Here is a 17,835-nt window from a genome sequence, read left to right on the forward strand (position 1 = left end):
GGCCGCGCCCGCCCCAGCCGCGCCCGCGCCGGCCGCGCCCGCGCCGGCCGCGGTGGCACCCGTTCCTGCGCCTGCCTCGAGCCTGCCGTTCAAGAACTGCACCGAGGCCTGGGCCGCAAGCGCCGCTCCGGTGCACGTCGGCGACCCCGGCTATGCGCCCAGGCTCGACCGCGACAGCGACGGCATCGGGTGCGAGCAGCGCCCGTGACGATGTCGGGTGGGCCAGCGGCGACCTAGCCCCTACGGTGAGGCCATGAGCAGGGGACCGGTCATCGCCGGAGTCGTGGTCGGTGTCATCGTGCTGGTGGTCGGTGGGGCGTTCGTCGCCGACCGCGTCGTGGCGTCGACGGTCGAGCGGCAGGCACAGCAGGCGGTCGAGGACAACCTCGACGGCGTCGTCGGGAAGCCGAGCATCGACATCGGTGGCTTCCCGTTCCTCACGCAGGTGATCAAGGGCTCGATCGACGAGGTCACGGGGTCGGTCGACGGCGTGACGATCGAGGGCATCCCGGCTACCGATGTCACCTTCGACGCCACCAACGTCACCACGAGCGAGCCGTACACCGCGGGCACCGCGAGCATCTCCGCGACCCTGCCGACAGCGTCGATCGACCAGATCATCGCGGACCAGACCAGCCTGGACGTCACCGTGAGCATCGACGGCGACAACCTCAAGGCGACCGGCAAGATCCTCGGTGTGACCCTGTCAGCCAACCTCCTGCCGCGGGCGGAGGACGGCAAAATCCTGGTGGACGTCGAGGACCTCGCGATCGGCGGTGCGAGCGTGAGCGTCGACTCGCTGCCCCGCGCGATCGGCAACAAGCTCACCGACATCGAGATCCCCGTCAAGACGGGCCTGCCGGAGGGTCTGACCCTCTCCGAGGTCACGGTCGTCGACGACGGCATCCGCATCACGGCCAGCGGCACGGACGTCGTCATTCCCGACGGGGCCCCGTGACGTCCTGGATCGGCGACGCGTGGTCGGACATCACGACCCCGCAGCCGGTCCCGTCCTCGACGGTCGTCCTCGGCACGGCAGCCGCCGTGCTCGTCGTGCTCGTGCTGCCGGTGGCCTGGCACGTCGCCCGGCACGGGCTCACGATCGTGCACGAGGCGTTCCACGCCGGAGTCGCGGTGCTCGTCGGCCGGCGCCTGTCCGGCATCAAGGTGCACTCCGACACCTCGGGCCTGACGGTCTCGTCGGGCAAGCCCCGCGGACCGGGCATGGTGGCGACTGTCGCCGCCGGCTACACCGGGCCGGCGATCCTCGGTCTCGGCGCGGCCTACCTGCTGTCCCGCGGGTACGCCGTTGCGCTGCTCTGGCTGCTGCTGGTCGTACTCGTCCTGGTGCTCGTGCAGATCCGCAACTGGTACGGGCTCTGGTCGGTTCTCGTCACCGGCGCCCTCGTGGTCGCCGTGACGTTCTGGGGCTCGGCCGAGGTCCAGCTCGTCTTCGCGTACCTGGTCACGTGGTTCCTGCTGCTCGGGGCGCCGCGAGCGGTCATCGAGATGCAGGCCCAGCGTCGACGGCGCCGCGGTGCGACGGACACGTCGGACGCCGGCCTGCTCGGACGCCTGACCCGCACGCCCGGCGGCCTGTGGGTCGCCCTGCTGTTCCTGTTCTGCGTCGCCGCGCTGGTGCTGGGCGGCGTGTGGCTGGTCAACCTGCAGATCGGCTGACCACGCGCGGGTGGTTCTTCCACGCCGGCAGGGTCGCCATGTGGTCGAGCGTCTCGGCCTCGAGCCGTTCGCGGCTGGCGCCCGGTTCGCGTCGGGCCTGCCACGCGACCATGCGCTCGAAGCGCTCGTCGAACGCCTGCAGGTTGCCGTCGGCGTCCGTGCAGTACGTGCAGTAGCGGCCCGACTCGACGGGCATCCCGCAGCTCTCGCAGCTGTGCTCACTCATGCTGTGCTCACTCATGGTGTGTCCTCCTTGGCATCGGTCAGTGCATCGAGTCCACCGACGAGGGCGGCGCGTTGGTCTGGGGTCAGAGTCGCCCCGGCTCGGGCGAGGAACTCGGTGGACAGGACCCGGCGCTCGCGGTCGAGCGCGTCGAACCCGGCCGGTGAGAGCCACACGAGCGTGCGGCGTCGGTCGTCGGGGTCGGGTTCTCGTTCCAGCAGCCCCTTGGACTCGAGCTGCGTGACGATGTCGCTGACCACCGACTGCGCCCGGTCCAGGTGGCGCGCGGCCTCACCGACGGTCAGGGGACCCGCGTGGGCGAGGTGCAGCAGCACGGCCCGCGACGCGCCGGACATCTGCGCCCGCTTGCCGTCTCGCCGGTGGAAACGCAGGTAGGCGCGTTGGAAGGCGTCCTCGAACTCCCTCGCGAACTCCTCGGCCTCGGTCATGGGGCAACGCTCGCGCGGACGCTATCCATCGTCAATCCCGATGGGTCTGTCGGCCGGTCTCCGACCGAGGGCGGCTCGTGCTCGCCTCCCGGCGGCTGCGCGGGTGGCGGTGCATGATCGGACGATCCGCGAGTGAGGACGGGAATGGACGGCACGTCAGTTCTGGTGCGCGGAGGTCTGTTGGCCGACGGCGTCAGCGACTCTCTGAGCTCGGTGGACGTCCGCGTCCAGGGCGACCGGATCGTCGAGATCGGGGCCGACCTGGCTGTCGACGACGCGGACGTGATCGACGCCGGTGGGCAGCTCCTGATGCCCGGGTTCATCGACGCGCACGTGCACGTCGACGCCCTCGTCCTGGACCCGGACGCGCGCGCCGCGATGACCCACCAGGGGATCACGACCGCGGTGCTCGGGCAGGACGGGGTCTCGTTCGCCCCGTCGCCACCCGGCTCGGGCGCGACGGAGTACGCCGAGCGCTACTTCGCGGCGATCAACGGCACGCACCCGACCTTCCGCGGTGGCGGCGTCGGCGAGCTCCTCACCACGTACGACCGCTCCACGACGGTCAACACCGCCTACCTCGTCCCGCACGGCACCGTGCGCTACGCGGTCATGGGATCCGACGACCGGGCGGCGACGCCCGACGAGGTCGCCGCGATGGTGCGGCTGCTGGAGCAGGCCCTCGAGGAGGGCGCCGTGGGCATGTCGACCGGGCTCGAGTACGCGCCGGCGATGTCGGCCGAGACCGACGAGCTGGAAGCGCTCTGCCGGGTCCTCTCCGCGCGCGGGCGACCGCACGTCTCGCACATGCGCGGGTACGAGGACCTCGCCCCGACGGCGCTGACCGAGCTGCTCGACCTCGCGCGCGCCACCGGCGTCGGGACGCACGTCTCGCACTTCCACGGCCCGTCCGACGTGCTCGCTCCGATGGTCGACGCCGCCCTGGACCAGGGCCTGGACCTGACGTTCGACTCGTACCCGTACCTGCGCGGATCGTCGATCCTCGCGCTCGTGGCACTGCCGCCCTGGCTGCCGCTGGCCGACGCCGACCGCACGCTGGCCCTGCTGCGCGACCCGGCGGTCCGGGCGCAGCTGCCGCCGCGTGACGACGTGTGGCCGCGCGTGACGCTGTCCTGGGTGCCTGGCCTGGAGTGGACCGAGGGGATGCCGCTGCTGGACGTCGCAGCGCGCCTCGACATGACCCCGACGGACGCGGCCCACCATCTGCTCGTCGAGACGAAGCTGCAGGTCGGGTGCGTGTTCGGGTTCCCGCCGGGCGCGACCGAGCACTCGATGCGGGAGCTGCTCAAGCACCCCGTGCACTGCGCCGGCTCGGACGGCCTCTATCTCGGCGGCCACCCGCACCCGCGCGGCTGGGGGACGTTCGCGCGGTACCTCGGCGAGCACACGCGCGAGCTTGCGGACTGGGAGTGGCCGGAGGCGGCGAGGCACCTGTCGACCACGGCCGCGCGCCGGTTCGGCCTGACTGACCGGGGGACGGTCACGGTCGGCGCTCGGGCCGACCTCGTCCTCGTCGACCCCGCGAGCGTCATCGACCGGGCCACCTACGCCGCCCCGCGCACACTCGCGACGGGGATCCAGGCGGTCCTGGTCAACGGGGTCCCGGTCCTGCGGGACGGTCGCCTCACGGGCGCCTTGCCCGGACGCCCCAGGTGAGAATGGGGTCATGACCCGCGAGAAGATCAGCACGCCCGACGCCCCGCAGCCCGCCGGCAACTACTCCCAGGGCATCCGCCTGGGCAACCTGGTGTGGACGGCCGGCTTCGGCCCGCAGGACCCGGTGACGGGTGCGATGGCCGACTCCGTGGCCGACCAGACGCGGCAGGTGCTCCGCAACGTCGAGGCCACGCTCAAGGCCGCCGGCCTGACCCTGGACGACGTCGTCAAGACGACCGTGCACCTCGCGGACCTGGCCGACTTCGCCGAGTTCAACGCCGCGTACGGCGAGTTCTTCGGCGACCCCAAGCCGGCGCGCACCACGGTGGGGTCGGTGCTCGCGGGCATCAAGGTCGAGATCGACGTCGTGGCGGGCCGCGTCTAGCCCTAGAACCAGGTCGTGACCACGTCGACCACGCGCTGGTCGGCGTCCAGGACCGGGATCGCGCGCCACTTGTCGAACGCTGTGCACGGGTGCGAGACGCCCAGCTCGACGAGGTCCCCCGGCGCGAGCGGCTCGGCGTCGGGGGCGGCTTCGAGGTAGGCGTGCTGGTCGTTGGTGCGCGTCACCGTCCAGCCCCGCTTGTTGAGCACGACCGGCAGTCCGGCGTCGTAGGGCACGTCGCGCTTCCCTGCGCCGACGAGAGCGAGGCCGTCCGTCGGCGTCGAGAGCACCAGTGCCCAGACCCGCAGCGCCGGGTGCAGGCTGCCCGTGATCCGGTTGAAGGGTGTCGCCGTCACGTACGTGCCGTGGTCGTGCGTCACATAGGACCCCGACCGCAGGATCGTCTGGCCGCCGGGGAACGGGCGCAGCTCGTCGGCGACCGCGTCGAAGTACGCCGACCCGCCGGCCGACAGGACGACCTCGCCGTCGATGAGCGGGCGGAGCTCGTCGGCGACCTGCCGCACCTCGGCCAGGAACGCCCGAGCCGCCTCGACGGTCGGACAGCCGCCTTCGTAGGCGCTCACGCCTCTGAGCGACACGTTCTCCGCGGACGCGACCGCCTGCGCGACCGCGACGGCCTCCTCCCGCGATCGCACCCCGGTCCGGTCGTAGCCGACCTCGAGCAGCACGGTCACCGACCCGCCGGCATCGTTGGCGAGAGCCACACCCTCCACCGAGTCGACGTAGAAGAGGATTTCCGCGTCGTCGCATGCGGCGATCCAGCGCAGCACGGTCGGGTCGACGATCTCGTTCGCGACGAGGATCCGCCGGACCCCGAACGAGTACGCGGCCAGCAGCTGGTTGCCGGTGGCGACCGTCAGGCCCCAGGCGCCCGCGTCGAGCTGAGCGGCGAAGATCTCCGGCGACATCGTGGTCTTGCCGTGCGGCGCGAACGCGAGCCCGTGGTCCCGGGTCCAGTCGGCCAGCTGGGCGACGTTGTGCGCGAGCGCGTCGGCGTCCAGCGTCAGCAGCGGGAACGTCATCGACCCGTCCGTGAGTGTGTGACCCGCGGCCGTGAACTCGTCGACCGTCACGGGAGTCGGCGCCCAGAAGCCCTTGGTCGTCGGCCCGATCACGGTCTGGGGAACACCCACGCTCATGGTGGAGACGGTAGCGCCGGCCGGCTGCTGGCAACGCGGCACCGGCCGAGCTCGTGCTCGAGCGCATCGTGCTCGGCCGCCGTCACGGTGAGGCCGTACGCGGACTTCACGCGGACCTGCCGAACCACATAGACGCACCGGTAGCCCTGGTTGGGCGGCAGCCACGTCGCGGCGTCGGCGGCGCCCTTGTCCTGGTTGGCCGGGCCGTCGACCGCGAGCAGGTTGGCCGGGTCGTTCGCGAACGCCTCGCGCTTCGGCGCGGTCCACTGCTCCGCGCCCGACACCCAGGCGTTGGCCAGGGCGACGACGTGGTCGATCTGCACGGCCGCCGAGTCCGGTCCGCGTGCGAACGGCTCGACCGCGCCGGTGTACGGCTCGTCGAGCGTTCCGCTCACGACCACGCAGCCGTCCTGCGTCTGCGTCTCGACGAGGTCGCGCGCGAGGATGTCGTTGCGGGTGTCGCAACCGTTGCCGTCGACGTCGGCCCACGCCTGCCCGAACTCCTCGCGCGCGTACCCGGCGCTCCCGCCCGGCGCGTCGACGGGGATCGCCGCGAGCCTCGTGCGCGCGTCGGCCAGGTCCGCCGCGGTCACCGGGTAGCGCGCCGCGACCCGTGCCTGCGTCCACGCCGGCAGGCCGGCTCCGACGGCGACGCACACGAGGAGGGCCACGATCCAGGGCCAGGCGCGTCTCATGCCGTGACGCTCGCAGGATCGCCACGCCTCCGACGCGAGCCGTGGGCACCTTTCGACCGAGGTGGGATGTGGACGGGTCGCCGCCCGCTTGACTTAGAGCGCACTCGAAGGCGGAGGCTCGACGCATGACGATCTCGACACGCACGCTCGGCAGCGGCGACGCTGCGCTCACGGTCTCGGCCCTCGGGCTCGGCTGCATGGGCATGTCCGACTTCTACGGTGCCCGCTCGGACGAGGGCAGCGCCGACGAGCAGGAGTCGATCGCGACGCTGCACCGCGCCCTCGACCTCGGCGTCACGTTCCTCGACACCGCCGACGCGTACGGCCCCCACACCAACGAGCGCCTGGTCGGGCGGGCGATCGCGGCACGTCGCGACGAGGTCGTGCTGGCCACCAAGTTCGGCTTCCAGCGCGACCCCGACGACCCGAGCGTGCGCGCCATCAACGGCCGGCCCGAGTACGTCCGCTCGGCGGTCGACGGCAGCCTGCAGCGACTCGGCATCGACCACATCGACCTCTACTACCAGCACCGGGTGGACCCGAACGTGCCGATCGAGGAGACGGTCGGTGCGATGGCCGAGCTCGTGGCCGCGGGCAAGGTCCGGTTCCTCGGGCTGTCGGAGGCGTCGCCGGACACGATCCGGCGCGCGCACGCGGTGCACCCGATCACCGCCGTGGAGACCGAGTACTCGTTGTGGAGCCGTGACGTCGAGGCGGAGATCCTGCCCACTCTTCGCGAGCTCGGCATCGGCCTGGTGCCGTACTCGCCGCTGGGCCGCGGGTTCCTCACCGGCACGATCACCTCGACCAACGCGCTGGCCGCCGACGACTTCCGGCGCATCAACCCGCGGTTCGTCGGCGACGCCCTGGACGCCAACCTCGTCATCGTCGAGAAGATCCGGGCGCTCGCCGAGGTGAAGCACGTGACACCGGCGCAGCTCGCGCTCGCGTGGGTGCTGGCCCAGGGACCCGACGTCGTCCCGATCCCCGGCACCCGGCGTGTAGCGCGCATCGAGGAGAACGCCGCGGCGGCGCAGATCGCCCTGACCGACGTCGAGCTCGCGGAGCTGGCCGGCCTGGACGTCCCGGTCGGGGAGCGGTACGCGGACATGTCCACCGTCAACGGCTGAGGCATGATCGAGCCATGAGCCTTCTTGCCGAGCGGGCCGAGCACGGCAGCCTCAGCATCGCCGAGGCGGCCGAGGCGACCGGCCTGACGACCCACACGCTCCGCTACTACGAGCGCGACGGACTGCTGCTGGGCTCGGTGGACCGGGCGTCGTCGGGCCATCGTCGGTACACGGAACGGGACCTCGGCTGGATCCGGATGGTGACCCGGCTGCGTTCGACCGGCATGCCCATCCGTGAGGTCCGGCAGTACGCGGACCTGGTGCGCGCGGGGGACGGGAACGAGGCCGAACGCCTCGAGCTCCTGCGGGCGCACCGGGACCGCGTTCGCCGGCAGCTGGTCGAGGTGGCCGCCCACCTGGACGCCATCGAGTTCAAGATCAACCTGTACGAGTCGCAGGTGGTCGCCTGAGGCGCGACCGGCGGGTCGTCGCCGCGGCCGCGGTGGTGGTCGTCGTCGCCGGGCTCGTCGCGGGCAGCAACCTCCTCGGCGACGCGCTGTACGCGGTGCTCGTCTACGTGGTGATCGTCGGCGTCGCACCGGGCATCGCGGCGCCGCGCGCGGCAGCGATCGCGTTCGGCATCTGCGCCGCGATCGAGCTGCTCCAGCTGACCGGGTTGCCCGCCGCGATCGTCGACGTGGTCCCCGTGGCCCGCTACGTGCTCGGGACGACGTTCAACGCGCCCGACCTGCTGGCGTACGCGGTCGGCGTCGCGCTCGCGGCGGGTGTGGACGCGCAGGTCGGTCGTCGCCGCGCCGCACCAGCGCTCAGCCCATCGGGACCAGGACGAACACGGGAATGAGTCGGTCGGTCTTGGTCTGGTAGCCCGCGTAGGCCGGCCAGACCTTCAGCGCGTGCTCCCACCACTCGTCACGCTCGGGCCCGGACGCCTCGTGCGCGAGGTAGTCCTTGCGCACGGCCCCGTCCTGCAGCTCGACGTGGGGGTGCTCGACCAGGTTGCGGTACCAGGCGGGGTGCTCGGGCGAACCGCCCTTGGACGCAACGACGGCGTAGCGGCCCTCGTGCTCGACGCGCATCAGCGCGGTCTTGCGGAGCTTGCCGCTGGCCGCTCCGACGGACGTCAGGACGATGACGGGCTTGCCCTGCAGAAGGTTTCCCTCCTGACCGTCGGTCGCTTCGAAGAGCTCGGCCTGCTTGCGGGCCCAGCCGGACGTGCTCGGGGCGTACTCACCGGAGAGAGGCATGCACACCCGAACCGAGTCCCTCGGCGGAGGATTCCCGATGCGCTCTCACTTCTTCTGGTCGTCGAGGAAGTCCTTGGCCTTGTCGACGACGGTGTCCACCTTCACGTCGGCGTCGTCCCCGACCTTCGCCTTGAGCGCGTCCGCAGCCTTGTCGAGTGCGGCCTTGGCCTCGTCCTCGTGCCCGGACAGCGCGCCCTTGGCCTGACCCACCAGATCGTCGAACCCCATGACCGTGCTCCCCACTGTGATCGGACTGACCCCGTCAGTGTCCGCTCGTACCGACGACAGCGCGCGTCAGCTGGTGCCGGCAGTGACGTGCTCCACCGTGGCGCGGGGCATCGCAGCGGCAGCGACGACCATCGCGAGGGCGACGCCGAGGACGACGACGAACGCGACCGTCACGGCTGAGCCGAACTGCTCAGGCGCCTGGCCGGGGTCGAGGCCGTCCATCTTGGCGTTGACGACCGCGCCGAGCACCGCGACCCCGACCGCGCTGCCCATGGAGCGCGCGAACAGGTTGGCGCCCGTCACGACGCCCCGGTCTCCCCAGCCGACGCTGGACTGCGCGGCGATCAGGGTGGGCGACGACGTCAGGCCCAGGCCGGCGCCGACGACGAAGCAGGCGGTCCCGACGCCGATGAGGGTGGGATCGGTGCTGACCCAGACGAGCGCGGCGACGCCGAGGACCGCGATCACGGAGCCGACGAGCGCGGTCGTGCGGAAGCCGAACCGCAGGTAGAGCCTGCCCGACTGGGACGCGGTGATCGGCCAGCCGATGGTCAGGGCTGCCAGAGCCAGCCCGGAGGCCAGCGGCGACACGTGCAGCAGCGCCTCCAGGAACGACGGCACGTAGGACGTGAGCCCGATGAGGATCACCCCGACGGCTACGGCGATCAGCGACGCGGCCAGCAGCAGTCTCCGGGAGAACACCCACAGCGGCAGGACCGGCTCCGCGGCGGTCTGCTCCACGCGGATGAAGGCGACGAGCAGCAGGGTGCCGACGACGAACGCGCCGATGCTCTGCGGCGAGTTCCACGCCCACGCGTTGCCGCCCTCGAGCAGACCGAGGATCAGCAGGCTCATCGAGACCGTGAGCAGTGCGCCGCCGGCCCAGTCGATGCGGTGCGTCTTGCGTTCGACCGTCTCGTGCAGGAACCGGATCAGCAGCCAGGCGGCCGCGATGCACAGCGGGATGTTCACGAAGAAGATCCACCGCCAGCTGACGAACTCCGAGAACAAGCCGCCGAGCGTCGGACCGACCACGGACGAGATCGCCCAGACGCTCGCGATGTACCCCTGCGCCTTCGCCCGCTCGGCGACCGTGTAGATGTCGCCCGCGATCGTGATGGCCATCGGCTGGACCGCCCCGGCCCCGAGGCCCTGCACCGCGCGGAATGCGATGAGCGCGGGCATGCTCCACGCGAACCCGCAGAGCACCGAGCCGGTCAGGAACAGCGCGATGCCCAGCAGGACCACGGGCTTGCGGCCGATGGTGTCCGCGAGCTTGGAGTAGATGGGGACGCTGACGGCCTGCGTCAGCAGGTAGATCGAGAACAGCCACGGGAAGCTGCTGAACCCGCCGAGCTCCCCGACGATCGTCGGGACGGCCGTCGCCAGGATCGTCGCGTCGATCGCGACCAGGCCGGTCGTGACCATTATCGCGATGAGGATGGGCCCGCGCTCGGACCGGAATCCGACGCCGGTGGTGGTGGCGGTGCTGGTCAGGGCGTGCTCCGTTCGTCGTCGACCACAACGCGGCGGGCGACCGTGCATTCCGGATGACCGCCTGGTGGACGTCCCCCTAGTCTCGTTCGCATGTCTTCCGAATACCCGATGACCGGTTTCCTCGTGCGCGACCATCGGGTGCAGGTGCCCGTCGACTGGTCGGCGCCGGAGCGTTTCGGGTCGATCGAGGTGTTCGCGCGCGAGCTCGTGGACCCCACGAAGGCGAAGGACGACCTGCCCCTGATCGTCTACCTCCAGGGTGGCCCTGGCCACGAGTCGCCGCGCCCGATGCCCGGCAGCTGGGCGACCAAGCTGCTGGACCGGTTCCGGGTGGTCCTGCTCGACCAGCGGGGCACCGGACGCTCGTCGCGCGTGGACGGCCGTTCCATCGAGCGTTTCGACGACCCGTCGGAGGCCGCCGACTACCTCGCGTGCTTCCGTGGCGACGCGATCGTCGCGGACGCCGAGCACGTGCGGAAGACGGTCTTCGGCGGTCGGACGTGGGCGACGCTCGGGCAGTCGTACGGCGGCTTCCTCACGCTCACCTACCTGTCGAAGCACCCCGAGGCTCTGACGATGTGCCTGGTCACCGGCGGCCTCCCGCCCGCGACCGCCACCGCGGCGCAGATCTACACCGCGACGTACGACCGGCAGGACGCCCGCAACCGCGAGCTCGCACGTCTGCACCCTGGCGACCTGCCCGTGCTGGGCGCGATCGCGGACGTCCTCGCCGCCGGTGACGTCGTGCTGCCCGACGGCGACCCGTTCACCGTGGAGCGGCTCCAGATGCTCGGCATGCCGCTCGGGATGAGCACCGGCATCGACGCGTTGCACTGGAAGCTCGACCAGGCCTTCGACGACGACGGGTCCCTCTCGGAGGGCTTCCTGCGGACAGTCAGCACCGAGACCGCGTTCGACGGCAACCCGCTGTACGCCGCGCTGCACGAGGCGATCTACCACCAGGGCTCGGTCCCGGGCGGCTGGGCCGCGGCCTCCGAGCAGGCCACTCGACCCGACTACGCGACGTCCGCGCGCCCGCTCCGGCTCACGGGCGAGGTGATCCTGCCGTGGATGTTCGACCAGATCCGCGCCCTGCGACCGTTCCGCGCCGCCGTCGACCGGCTCCTGGAGCCTCGGGACTGGCCCGCGCTCTACGACCTGGACCGGCTGGCGTCGAACGAGGTGCCCGTCGCCGCGGTGCAGTACTACGACGACCCGTACGTCGACCTCTCGCTGGCGCTCGCGACGACGGTCGGCAACCAGCAGGTCTGGATCACCAACGAGTACCTGCACGACGGCCTGCGTGTGGCGGGCGACGTCATCGTCCCGAAGCTGCTGGACATGGCGACAGGCAAAGCCCGAGTGACGGGCCGCTGACGCGAGGGCGACAACGCTCGGCTGAGCGTCGTCGCCCTCGGACCCTCAGGGGCGCTGCCCGCGCGGGCCACCTCCGCCGCCGCCCATGCCGCCGCCACCCATCCCGGCGATCGCCTCGCCTGCGACGCCGGTCGTCGCGACCGTCGAGCCGTCGCTGGAGCCCGCCTGCGCGAGGCCGCCGACGGTGGTCCCGCTGACCGTCCCGCCGGTCGCCGCCGAGTACGTCTCGCCGGCGGTCACGTCGGCCGACGCGTACACCAGCGAGCTGAAGTCCTTGGAGGACTCGAACGCGGCGATCTCGTTGCCGTCGGCGTCGAGGATGTGGACCACGGTCCCGGCGGCCCGCACCGAGTCGAAGGTGAACGCCACGAACGACTGGGGGGACGTGGCCGCCGGGGTCATCGCCATGCCGGACGCACCGGCTGCGAGGATCGTGCCGCCCGAGACCTCGAAGGTGCTGTCCACGTCGAGGGCGCCGTTCCCGTCGTTCGTCGGCCCGTTGACGACGGCTGTGCCGCCACTCATCGTGAAGAAGCCGTTGGCGTCGAGGCCGTCACCGCCGGAGTCGACGACGACGGTCCCGCCGGTGATCGTGAGCCCGACGGACGTGCCGGTGTCGGTGGAGGCCGCCGCGCCGGGCTGCTGCTCACCAGAGCCGTCGGACGCGTTGACCCCGTCGTCGGACGTGACCATGGAGGTCGAACCGCCGGCGATCGTGATCAGCGCGGACTCGAGGCCCTCGTACGCCTGGGTGATGTCGACGGTCCCGTCGGAGATGTCGAGCGTCGCGTCGGCGTGGATGCCGTCGTCGTCAGACGCCAGGGTCAGGGTGCCACCGGCGACGCTCACCGCACCGGTGGAGTGGATGGCGTCGTCGGTGGTGTCGATGGCGATCGTGCCGCCGCCGATGACCACCGACGCCTCGGCGGTGATGCCCTTGGGGGACGCGTCTTCCGCGGTCGAGGTGCCCGAGGTGATCGTCAGCGACCCGTCGGCGACGATCGCGTCGGTCTGTGCCGCGATCCCGTCGTCGCCGGCGGTGACCGTGACGTCGCCGCCGGCCAGGTACACGTAGCCGACGGCCGCGTCGTCGGCGTTGTCGGACTTGAGCCCGTCGCCGCCGGAGGTCACGTCGACCGTCCCACCCTCGACCACCACGTAGTCCTTGCCGCGGATGCCGTCGTCAACCGCGGTCACGTCGAGGGTGCCGCTGACGATCACGAGGCCGTCCTTGCTCGCGATGCCGTCGTTCGCGCGGCCCTCGACCGTGAGCGACCCGTCGCCCGTGATCCAGAGGTCGGCGCTGCTGAACAGGGCCGCGCTCGCCTCGTCGGTCTCGGCGTAGCTCGTCGTGTCGGCCAGGTGGTTGTCGCCCTCGAGCTGTACGACCACCTGCTTGGCGTCGAGCACCTGCAGCGGGGACGTGGTCGACGAGGTGAGGTCGGCGTCGTCGAGGATCAGCGTCACGACGCCGTCGTCGGTGGTGTTCACCACGACGCTGCCGTCCGCCAGGGTGCCGGAGAGCCGGTACGTGCCCGCCGACGTGATGGTGATCGTGCTGTCGTCGACCGTGTACCCGGTCCCGGCGGTCGGGTCGTCGAGCAAGATCGCGACCTCGTCGCCTGTGGACTCGGGGAGGTCCTCCGGCGCGGTGTTCGCCGCGAGCGCTTCCTCGACGGTCTGGCCGGCCGCGACGGTCACGGTCGAGGTGCCGGAGGACGAGGAGGTGTCGTCGGAGCTCGCGGCCTCCGCGGCCGCCGAGCAGCCGGTGAGCAGAGCCGCGACGAACGCGGCGGAGATGAGGAACTTCGGGTGTCGCACGGGGGGCTCCTAACGGACGTGCCGGTCGAGGACGCGGCGCCATGGGGTGGAGGGAAGGTCGGGGTCCAGGGCAGCCATGCCGGTCCCGTACTTCGAGATCCGGACGGGCCGGTGGCCGTACCGCCACAGCAGGCGGTCGGTGGACGAGGGGGTGGAACCGGTCTTGGTCTCGACGACTGCCAGACCGTCGACGGCTCGGGTGGCACCGGTCCGCGTCAGCGTCCACACCAGGCCGGTGTCGATCGTCGTGCGGCTGTCGGTGGCCGGCAGGTAGAGCGTCGAGCGCCGGTAGCGGCTGGTCAGCGTCGGGGTCAGGCCGTCGGGCGAGCCGTCGAGGACCTCGTCGGCGAACCGCTGACCCTCGTCGGTCAACGTCGAGCGGTCCGACGGGTCGTACGGCAGGCGCGTCTTGACGGTGCTGCCGCGCGGGCCGCGGGTCTTGACCTCGACCCAGCACAGGTCGGAGTCGACGTAGGTGCGTGTGCGGACCTTGAACCGTCGCCGGCGTCGCCGGGCCGCGCCGAGGTAGCTGGTCAGGTCGTCGGTGTCGAAGTACACCGACTCGTAGGCGAAGTCCCGCTCGGCGCCGATCTGGAGGACGCGCGAGCCCGGCTCGAGACCGCGGAGCAGCACGTCGATGGAGTTCTCCGGGATGACGTACTTGCGGTCGAACCGCGTCTGCAGGGACGCCCGCTCGGTGAGCTCGACGACGTCGATCGGGTCGAGGTCGTCCAGGACGGCCGTCATCGCTGGGCCGCCCGCAGGATCGCGTTGTCGTCGGAGGTGAGGGTCTGGGTGCGGTCGGGCAGCTCGTACCGGACGTCGACCGTCGTGGTGTCGTTGACCAGGTCGACGCGCTGCGTGATCACGGTGTGCACGCGCGCCCCGAGCAGGCGCTCGAGGTGTCCGACGAGGGCGACCTCGTCGGTGATCGCGGAGTCGAGCACCATCGTCTGCTGGCGGTAGCGACGCAGCATGCGCGGGTGGTCGACGACGGCCAGCACGGCCACGACCAGCACCATCAGCGCCGCACTGAGCGCGACCGGAGACACGGCCAGGCCGCCCAGCAGCCCGAGGGCCAGCGCCGAGAAGTAGTAGGCGACCTCGTGCTGGGTGAGCTCCGTGGACCGCAGCCGGATGATCGACAGGACCCCGAACAGTCCCAGCCCGACGCCGGCGCCGACCGCACTGCTCGCGAGAGCAGCCGAGACGGCGAGCACCCCGATGTTCACGCCGAGGTAGGCGACCACGAGGTCACGGCGGCGGTGCCGGGGGAAGTAGACCCCGAAAGCGAGGACGCTGATGGCGACGAGGTCGAGCGCGAGGAGCGCGTACTGCGACATGGGAACCCTCCCGGTGGTTGGTGAGGGCTCTATTCAGCCGATCGTCGCTGTGGCGTTGCTGTGCGGAGGCTGAGGCGCAGGCGTGCGATGTCACCCTGATGCCCGTCGTGCCGGTTGCTCCGTGCGTGGGAAAATGCGCTCCTTGCCTGACATCCCCAGGGGGTTCTCTCGTGCGCCTGTCCCGTCGTCTCCTCGCGGTTCCCGTCGCCCTGGTCATGGCGGGATCGCTGGCTGCGTGCGGCGCGGGCTCGACGCCTCAGGCGGTGGAGCCCACTACTCAGACGTCTATGGTGCCGGTGCCCGTGCCGGTGCAGGTCGACCAGGCTGGGTTCGTCCTCACGGCCAGCAACTTCTCCGACCTGGGCACCGTGGCGTTGGCCGCCAAGTCCTACTCGTTCCACGCCACGGTCAGTGCGGCGGGCCAGTCCCTCGAGATGGTCGGCGACGTGAGCGGGTCCGACGTGCAGCTGTCCGAGACCGTCCCCGGGGTCGAGACGCCCGTCGAGATCCGCGTCGTCGGTGGCGTCGTGTACGTCAACCTCGGCCCTGGGACCGGCAACCTGTTCTGGCAGGTGGACCCGAGCAGCACCAGCGAGCTCGCCACATCCTTTGCCGACGCCGTCGAAGAGACGAGCGTCGCCGACAGCACCGAGGCCCTGAAGGCCGCGATCGTGAGCGTCACGCCCACCGGAGCTCCGGAGGCCATCGACGGCGTCCCGACGCAGGCCTACGCGGTCGTCGTCGACACCAGCAAGCTCACCGGCCCGGCGGCCGAGGCGCTTGCCTCCGCTGCAGCGGCGGGCGTCCCCGTCCCCACCCAGATCACGTACACGTACTGGGTCGGCGACGACAAGCTCCTGCGCAAGATGACGACGGAGCTGTTCGGCACGGCGACTGAGATGCTGTTCACCAACTGGGGTGGCGCCGTCGCGATCCAGGCCCCGCCGGCGGACCAGATCACCACGGTCGAGCCGGCGTTCTGACCTGCCGGAGATGGACGAGGCCGCGACTGACGCTCGCGCCTTGGACTCCGCGTATCTGGGCATCGACCTGGCGTGGGGATCTAGAGCGCGCACCGGGCTCGCGATGCTCGACGGCGACGGGCGGCTCGTCGCGTCGACGTCCGTCGTGACCGACGACGAGATCGCCGCGTTCGTCGCGACGCACGCGCCCGGTCACGTGGTCGCGGCGATCGATGCGCCTCTGGTCGTGCCGAACGCGACCGGGCACCGTGTCGCCGAGCGGGACCTGGGCGCCGTGTTCCGTGCCTACAACGCCGGGGCGCACGCCGCGAACCGGTCGATCGCCTGGCTCGACCCGCCGCGTGCCGAGAAGCTGGCCGGCCGGTTCGGTTGGTCCGTCGACCCGTCCTCCGACGGGTCCGTCGCGATCGAGGTCTACCCACACCCGGCGATGGTCGCGCTCTTCGGGCTGGGGTCCGTGATCCCCTACAAGGCGAAGCGCGGTCGCGACGTCGGGATGCGACGGTCGGCGTTCGAGGAGCTCGTCGGTCACCTCGAGCGCGTCTGCGAGTCACCGTTGCGGCTCTCGTCGTCCTCCCGGTGGTTCGCGCTGAAGGAGAAGGTCGCCACCGCGCAGAGGCAGGTCGACCTGGAGCGGATCGAGGACGAGCTCGACGCGATCCTGTGCGCGTACCTGGCGTGGCTCTGGGCGACAGACCGGTCCGGGATGCGCCTCTTCGGTTCGCTGGCCGAGGGGTACATCGTCGTGCCCGACCGACTGCTGGCTCCGCCCTCTCGTCGGACCGTCAACCCGCCCGATCTGGCCGGCCTGTTCCGCGCCGAGGTGCCGCACCTCACCGCCGACGAGGCGGAGCGGCTGGCGCGGGTGGCCCGCTCAGACCGGTGACCAGCCGAGGGCCGGTGCGATGCTCGTCGCGACGTTCTCCAGGATGCGGCGGCTCATCGCGTGCGTGGCGTTCGCGGGCAGGACGATGTCGAGGCCTGTGGCCTCTGCCAGCGCGACGTCGGCGGTCAGGCTCGCGATGACCTGCTCCGGGCTGCCGTGGTGGGTCGGGCTGAACACCCCGAACCCGCCCGGCACGCGGCCCGTCGCGTCGAACCGTCCCGCGTACCAGGCGATGTACTCGGCGAACAGCTCGTCGTCGGCGGCCGTCACGCTCGGCAGCACGATGCGTCCCGCGACCGCGCGCGGTGTGCGCCCGGGGACGTCGAACGCCGCCTTGTAGGCCCGGATCTGGTCGCGCTGCGTCTCCTCGAACGACCGGCCGTCGTCCTCGCTGTTGAGCGTCGAGACCAGCAGGTCCAACCCTTGCTCGGCGGTGCGCACGGCGGTCGCCTTCGAACCCGGTCCGTACCAGATGCGTTCCGCGAGCCCCGGGCTGTGCGGCCGGACGATCAGCTCGGTGCCGGGCGGCGCGATCGGGAAGCCCGACTCGGGCGCGACGGCTACCGGCTCCCCGGCGATAGCCGAGCGCAGGCGCTCGATGCGGTGCTGAGACTCGTCCTCGAACGACCGCTCGACCGCGCCGTAGACAGGATCGAGGATGCTCGCCGACGGCTTGATCCCGCCCGCGACGCCCAGCTCGAGTCGACCGCCCGAGAGCAGGTCGACCGTCGCCGCGTCCTCCGCGATCGTGATCGGGTCCGCGTACCGCATCGGGAGCACCGCCGTGCCGAACCGGATGCGCTCCGTCGCCTGCGCGATCGCCGCGAAGAGAGGGAACGGTGAGGACAGGAACTGTTCCAGGTGCCGCACGCGCACCCAACCGGTGTCGTAGCCCAGCTCCTCGGCGTACGTGAACAGGTCGATCGCGTCCCTGAGTGACTGCGCGGCGTCGGCCGGGTCGTCGTAGGGGACGAACGTCAGGAAGCTCAGCTCGAGTCGTGGGCTCACGCGCGCAGGGTACGCGGCGCGGATTGTCGACCACGCCCCGGGTGATCGGTCGTCTCACGACGCGACACGTCGAGTTCGAGCCCAAAGC

General features: G+C 71.5%; 22 protein-coding genes. 11 read left to right on the forward strand and 11 right to left on the reverse strand.

Features of this window, described 5'->3' with window-relative positions; all coding sequences use genetic code 11:
* From AC1DPN_RS06230 to AC1DPN_RS06240, 3 genes are all read left to right on the forward strand, one after another.
* The coding region (locus AC1DPN_RS06230) for an excalibur calcium-binding domain-containing protein (RefSeq protein ID WP_477083868.1) at window positions 1–208 on the forward strand (208 nt) is incomplete at its 5' end.
* A 45-nt stretch (window positions 209–253) separates the two neighbouring features.
* A complete protein-coding gene (locus tag AC1DPN_RS06235) occupies window positions 254–958 on the forward strand; it encodes an LmeA family phospholipid-binding protein (RefSeq protein ID WP_477083869.1) in 705 nt (234 codons plus the stop codon).
* Window positions 955–1,680, forward strand: coding sequence for a M50 family metallopeptidase (locus tag AC1DPN_RS06240; protein ID WP_477083870.1), 726 nt, complete (start codon window positions 955–957; stop codon window positions 1,678–1,680). The genes AC1DPN_RS06235 and AC1DPN_RS06240 overlap by 4 nt, the downstream gene beginning before the upstream one ends.
* Here the strand turns inward: AC1DPN_RS06240 and AC1DPN_RS06245 are convergent.
* Together AC1DPN_RS06245 and AC1DPN_RS06250 are read right to left on the reverse strand one after the other, a co-directional pair.
* Window positions 1,661–1,921 carry a zinc ribbon domain-containing protein gene (locus AC1DPN_RS06245; protein ID WP_477083871.1) on the reverse strand — a complete coding sequence of 87 codons (261 nt, stop codon included), beginning with the start codon at window positions 1,919–1,921 and terminating at the stop codon, window positions 1,661–1,663. The two genes, AC1DPN_RS06240 and AC1DPN_RS06245, sit on opposite strands and share 20 nt — an antisense overlap.
* The gene (locus AC1DPN_RS06250; RefSeq protein ID WP_477083872.1) at window positions 1,918–2,352 is read right to left on the reverse strand and encodes a MarR family winged helix-turn-helix transcriptional regulator; all 435 of its coding nucleotides are present in this window, start codon (window positions 2,350–2,352) and stop codon (window positions 1,918–1,920) included. The genes AC1DPN_RS06245 and AC1DPN_RS06250 overlap by 4 nt, the downstream gene beginning before the upstream one ends.
* 144 nt (window positions 2,353–2,496) lie before the next feature.
* Here AC1DPN_RS06250 and AC1DPN_RS06255 point away from each other — a divergent pair, with 144 nt between their 5' ends.
* Both AC1DPN_RS06255 and AC1DPN_RS06260 read left to right on the forward strand, forming a co-directional pair.
* Window positions 2,497–4,029, forward strand: coding sequence for an N-acyl-D-amino-acid deacylase family protein (locus tag AC1DPN_RS06255; protein WP_477083873.1), 1,533 nt, complete (start codon window positions 2,497–2,499; stop codon window positions 4,027–4,029).
* Between the two features lie 10 nt (window positions 4,030–4,039).
* Complete coding sequence (locus tag AC1DPN_RS06260; protein ID WP_477083874.1) at window positions 4,040–4,414, forward strand: RidA family protein; 375 nt, start codon at window positions 4,040–4,042, stop codon at window positions 4,412–4,414.
* A 2-nt stretch (window positions 4,415–4,416) separates the two neighbouring features.
* Here the strand turns inward: AC1DPN_RS06260 and AC1DPN_RS06265 are convergent, their stop codons facing one another.
* Both AC1DPN_RS06265 and AC1DPN_RS06270 read right to left on the reverse strand, forming a co-directional pair.
* Window positions 4,417–5,574, reverse strand: a complete 1,158-nt coding sequence (locus AC1DPN_RS06265) for an alanine racemase (RefSeq protein ID WP_477083875.1) — start codon at window positions 5,572–5,574, stop codon at window positions 4,417–4,419.
* A complete protein-coding gene (locus AC1DPN_RS06270; RefSeq protein ID WP_477083876.1) occupies window positions 5,571–6,269 on the reverse strand; it encodes an HNH endonuclease family protein in 699 nt (232 codons plus the stop codon). The genes AC1DPN_RS06265 and AC1DPN_RS06270 overlap by 4 nt, the downstream gene beginning before the upstream one ends.
* Window positions 6,270–6,400: 131 nt before the next feature.
* On the opposite strand from AC1DPN_RS06270, the gene AC1DPN_RS06275 reads away from it, so the two are divergent.
* Genes AC1DPN_RS06275 through AC1DPN_RS06285 form a run of 3 tightly spaced genes read left to right on the forward strand, consistent with a single transcriptional unit; the run spans window position 6,401 to window position 8,201 of the window.
* Window positions 6,401–7,399 carry an aldo/keto reductase gene (locus AC1DPN_RS06275; RefSeq protein ID WP_477084579.1) on the forward strand — a complete coding sequence of 333 codons (999 nt, stop codon included), beginning with the start codon at window positions 6,401–6,403 and terminating at the stop codon, window positions 7,397–7,399.
* 14 nt (window positions 7,400–7,413) lie between these two features.
* Window positions 7,414–7,809 carry a MerR family transcriptional regulator gene (locus tag AC1DPN_RS06280; RefSeq protein ID WP_477083877.1) on the forward strand — a complete coding sequence of 132 codons (396 nt, stop codon included), beginning with the start codon at window positions 7,414–7,416 and terminating at the stop codon, window positions 7,807–7,809.
* Window positions 7,810–7,841: 32 nt separating this feature from the next.
* A complete protein-coding gene (locus tag AC1DPN_RS06285) occupies window positions 7,842–8,201 on the forward strand; it encodes a DUF2809 domain-containing protein (protein WP_477083878.1) in 360 nt (119 codons plus the stop codon).
* Here the strand turns inward: AC1DPN_RS06285 and AC1DPN_RS06290 are convergent.
* From AC1DPN_RS06290 to AC1DPN_RS06300, 3 genes are all read right to left on the reverse strand, one after another.
* Window positions 8,167–8,604 (reverse strand): nitroreductase family deazaflavin-dependent oxidoreductase, encoded by a 438-nt coding sequence (locus AC1DPN_RS06290; protein WP_477083879.1) that lies wholly within the window; start codon window positions 8,602–8,604, stop codon window positions 8,167–8,169. The two genes, AC1DPN_RS06285 and AC1DPN_RS06290, sit on opposite strands and share 35 nt — an antisense overlap.
* Window positions 8,605–8,649: 45 nt before the next feature.
* The gene (locus tag AC1DPN_RS06295) at window positions 8,650–8,832 is read right to left on the reverse strand and encodes an Rv0909 family putative TA system antitoxin (RefSeq protein WP_477083880.1); all 183 of its coding nucleotides are present in this window, start codon (window positions 8,830–8,832) and stop codon (window positions 8,650–8,652) included.
* A 66-nt stretch (window positions 8,833–8,898) separates the two neighbouring features.
* The gene (locus AC1DPN_RS06300) at window positions 8,899–10,260 is read right to left on the reverse strand and encodes an MFS transporter (protein ID WP_477083881.1); all 1,362 of its coding nucleotides are present in this window, start codon (window positions 10,258–10,260) and stop codon (window positions 8,899–8,901) included.
* Between the two features lie 159 nt (window positions 10,261–10,419).
* Here AC1DPN_RS06300 and AC1DPN_RS06305 point away from each other — a divergent pair, with 159 nt between their 5' ends.
* A complete protein-coding gene (locus AC1DPN_RS06305; protein WP_477083882.1) occupies window positions 10,420–11,706 on the forward strand; it encodes an alpha/beta fold hydrolase in 1,287 nt (428 codons plus the stop codon).
* Between the two features lie 45 nt (window positions 11,707–11,751).
* On the opposite strand, the gene AC1DPN_RS06310 is transcribed toward AC1DPN_RS06305, so the two are convergent.
* The 3 genes from AC1DPN_RS06310 to AC1DPN_RS06320 are packed head-to-tail and all read right to left on the reverse strand — an operon-like array spanning window position 11,752 to window position 14,870.
* Window positions 11,752–13,527 (reverse strand): carbohydrate-binding domain-containing protein, encoded by a 1,776-nt coding sequence (locus tag AC1DPN_RS06310; RefSeq protein WP_477083883.1) that lies wholly within the window; start codon window positions 13,525–13,527, stop codon window positions 11,752–11,754.
* A 9-nt stretch (window positions 13,528–13,536) separates the two neighbouring features.
* A complete protein-coding gene (locus tag AC1DPN_RS06315; RefSeq protein ID WP_477083884.1) occupies window positions 13,537–14,274 on the reverse strand; it encodes a polyphosphate polymerase domain-containing protein in 738 nt (245 codons plus the stop codon).
* Window positions 14,271–14,870 carry a DUF4956 domain-containing protein gene (locus tag AC1DPN_RS06320; protein ID WP_477083885.1) on the reverse strand — a complete coding sequence of 200 codons (600 nt, stop codon included), beginning with the start codon at window positions 14,868–14,870 and terminating at the stop codon, window positions 14,271–14,273. The genes AC1DPN_RS06315 and AC1DPN_RS06320 overlap by 4 nt, the downstream gene beginning before the upstream one ends.
* 170 nt (window positions 14,871–15,040) lie before the next feature.
* Between AC1DPN_RS06320 and AC1DPN_RS06325 the strand changes: the two genes are divergently transcribed.
* The gene (locus AC1DPN_RS06325; RefSeq protein WP_477083886.1) at window positions 15,041–15,853 is read left to right on the forward strand and encodes an SCO4651 family lipoprotein; all 813 of its coding nucleotides are present in this window, start codon (window positions 15,041–15,043) and stop codon (window positions 15,851–15,853) included.
* A gap of 40 nt (window positions 15,854–15,893) precedes the next feature.
* Window positions 15,894–16,739 (forward strand): DUF429 domain-containing protein, encoded by an 846-nt coding sequence (locus AC1DPN_RS06330; protein ID WP_477083887.1) that lies wholly within the window; start codon window positions 15,894–15,896, stop codon window positions 16,737–16,739.
* Here AC1DPN_RS06330 and AC1DPN_RS06335 read toward each other — a convergent pair.
* A complete protein-coding gene (locus tag AC1DPN_RS06335; protein WP_477083888.1) occupies window positions 16,728–17,747 on the reverse strand; it encodes an LLM class flavin-dependent oxidoreductase in 1,020 nt (339 codons plus the stop codon). The two genes, AC1DPN_RS06330 and AC1DPN_RS06335, sit on opposite strands and share 12 nt — an antisense overlap.
* Window positions 17,748–17,835: the final 88 nt, after the last annotated feature.

This window comes from Cellulomonas sp. P4_H4 (assembly GCF_056400865.1).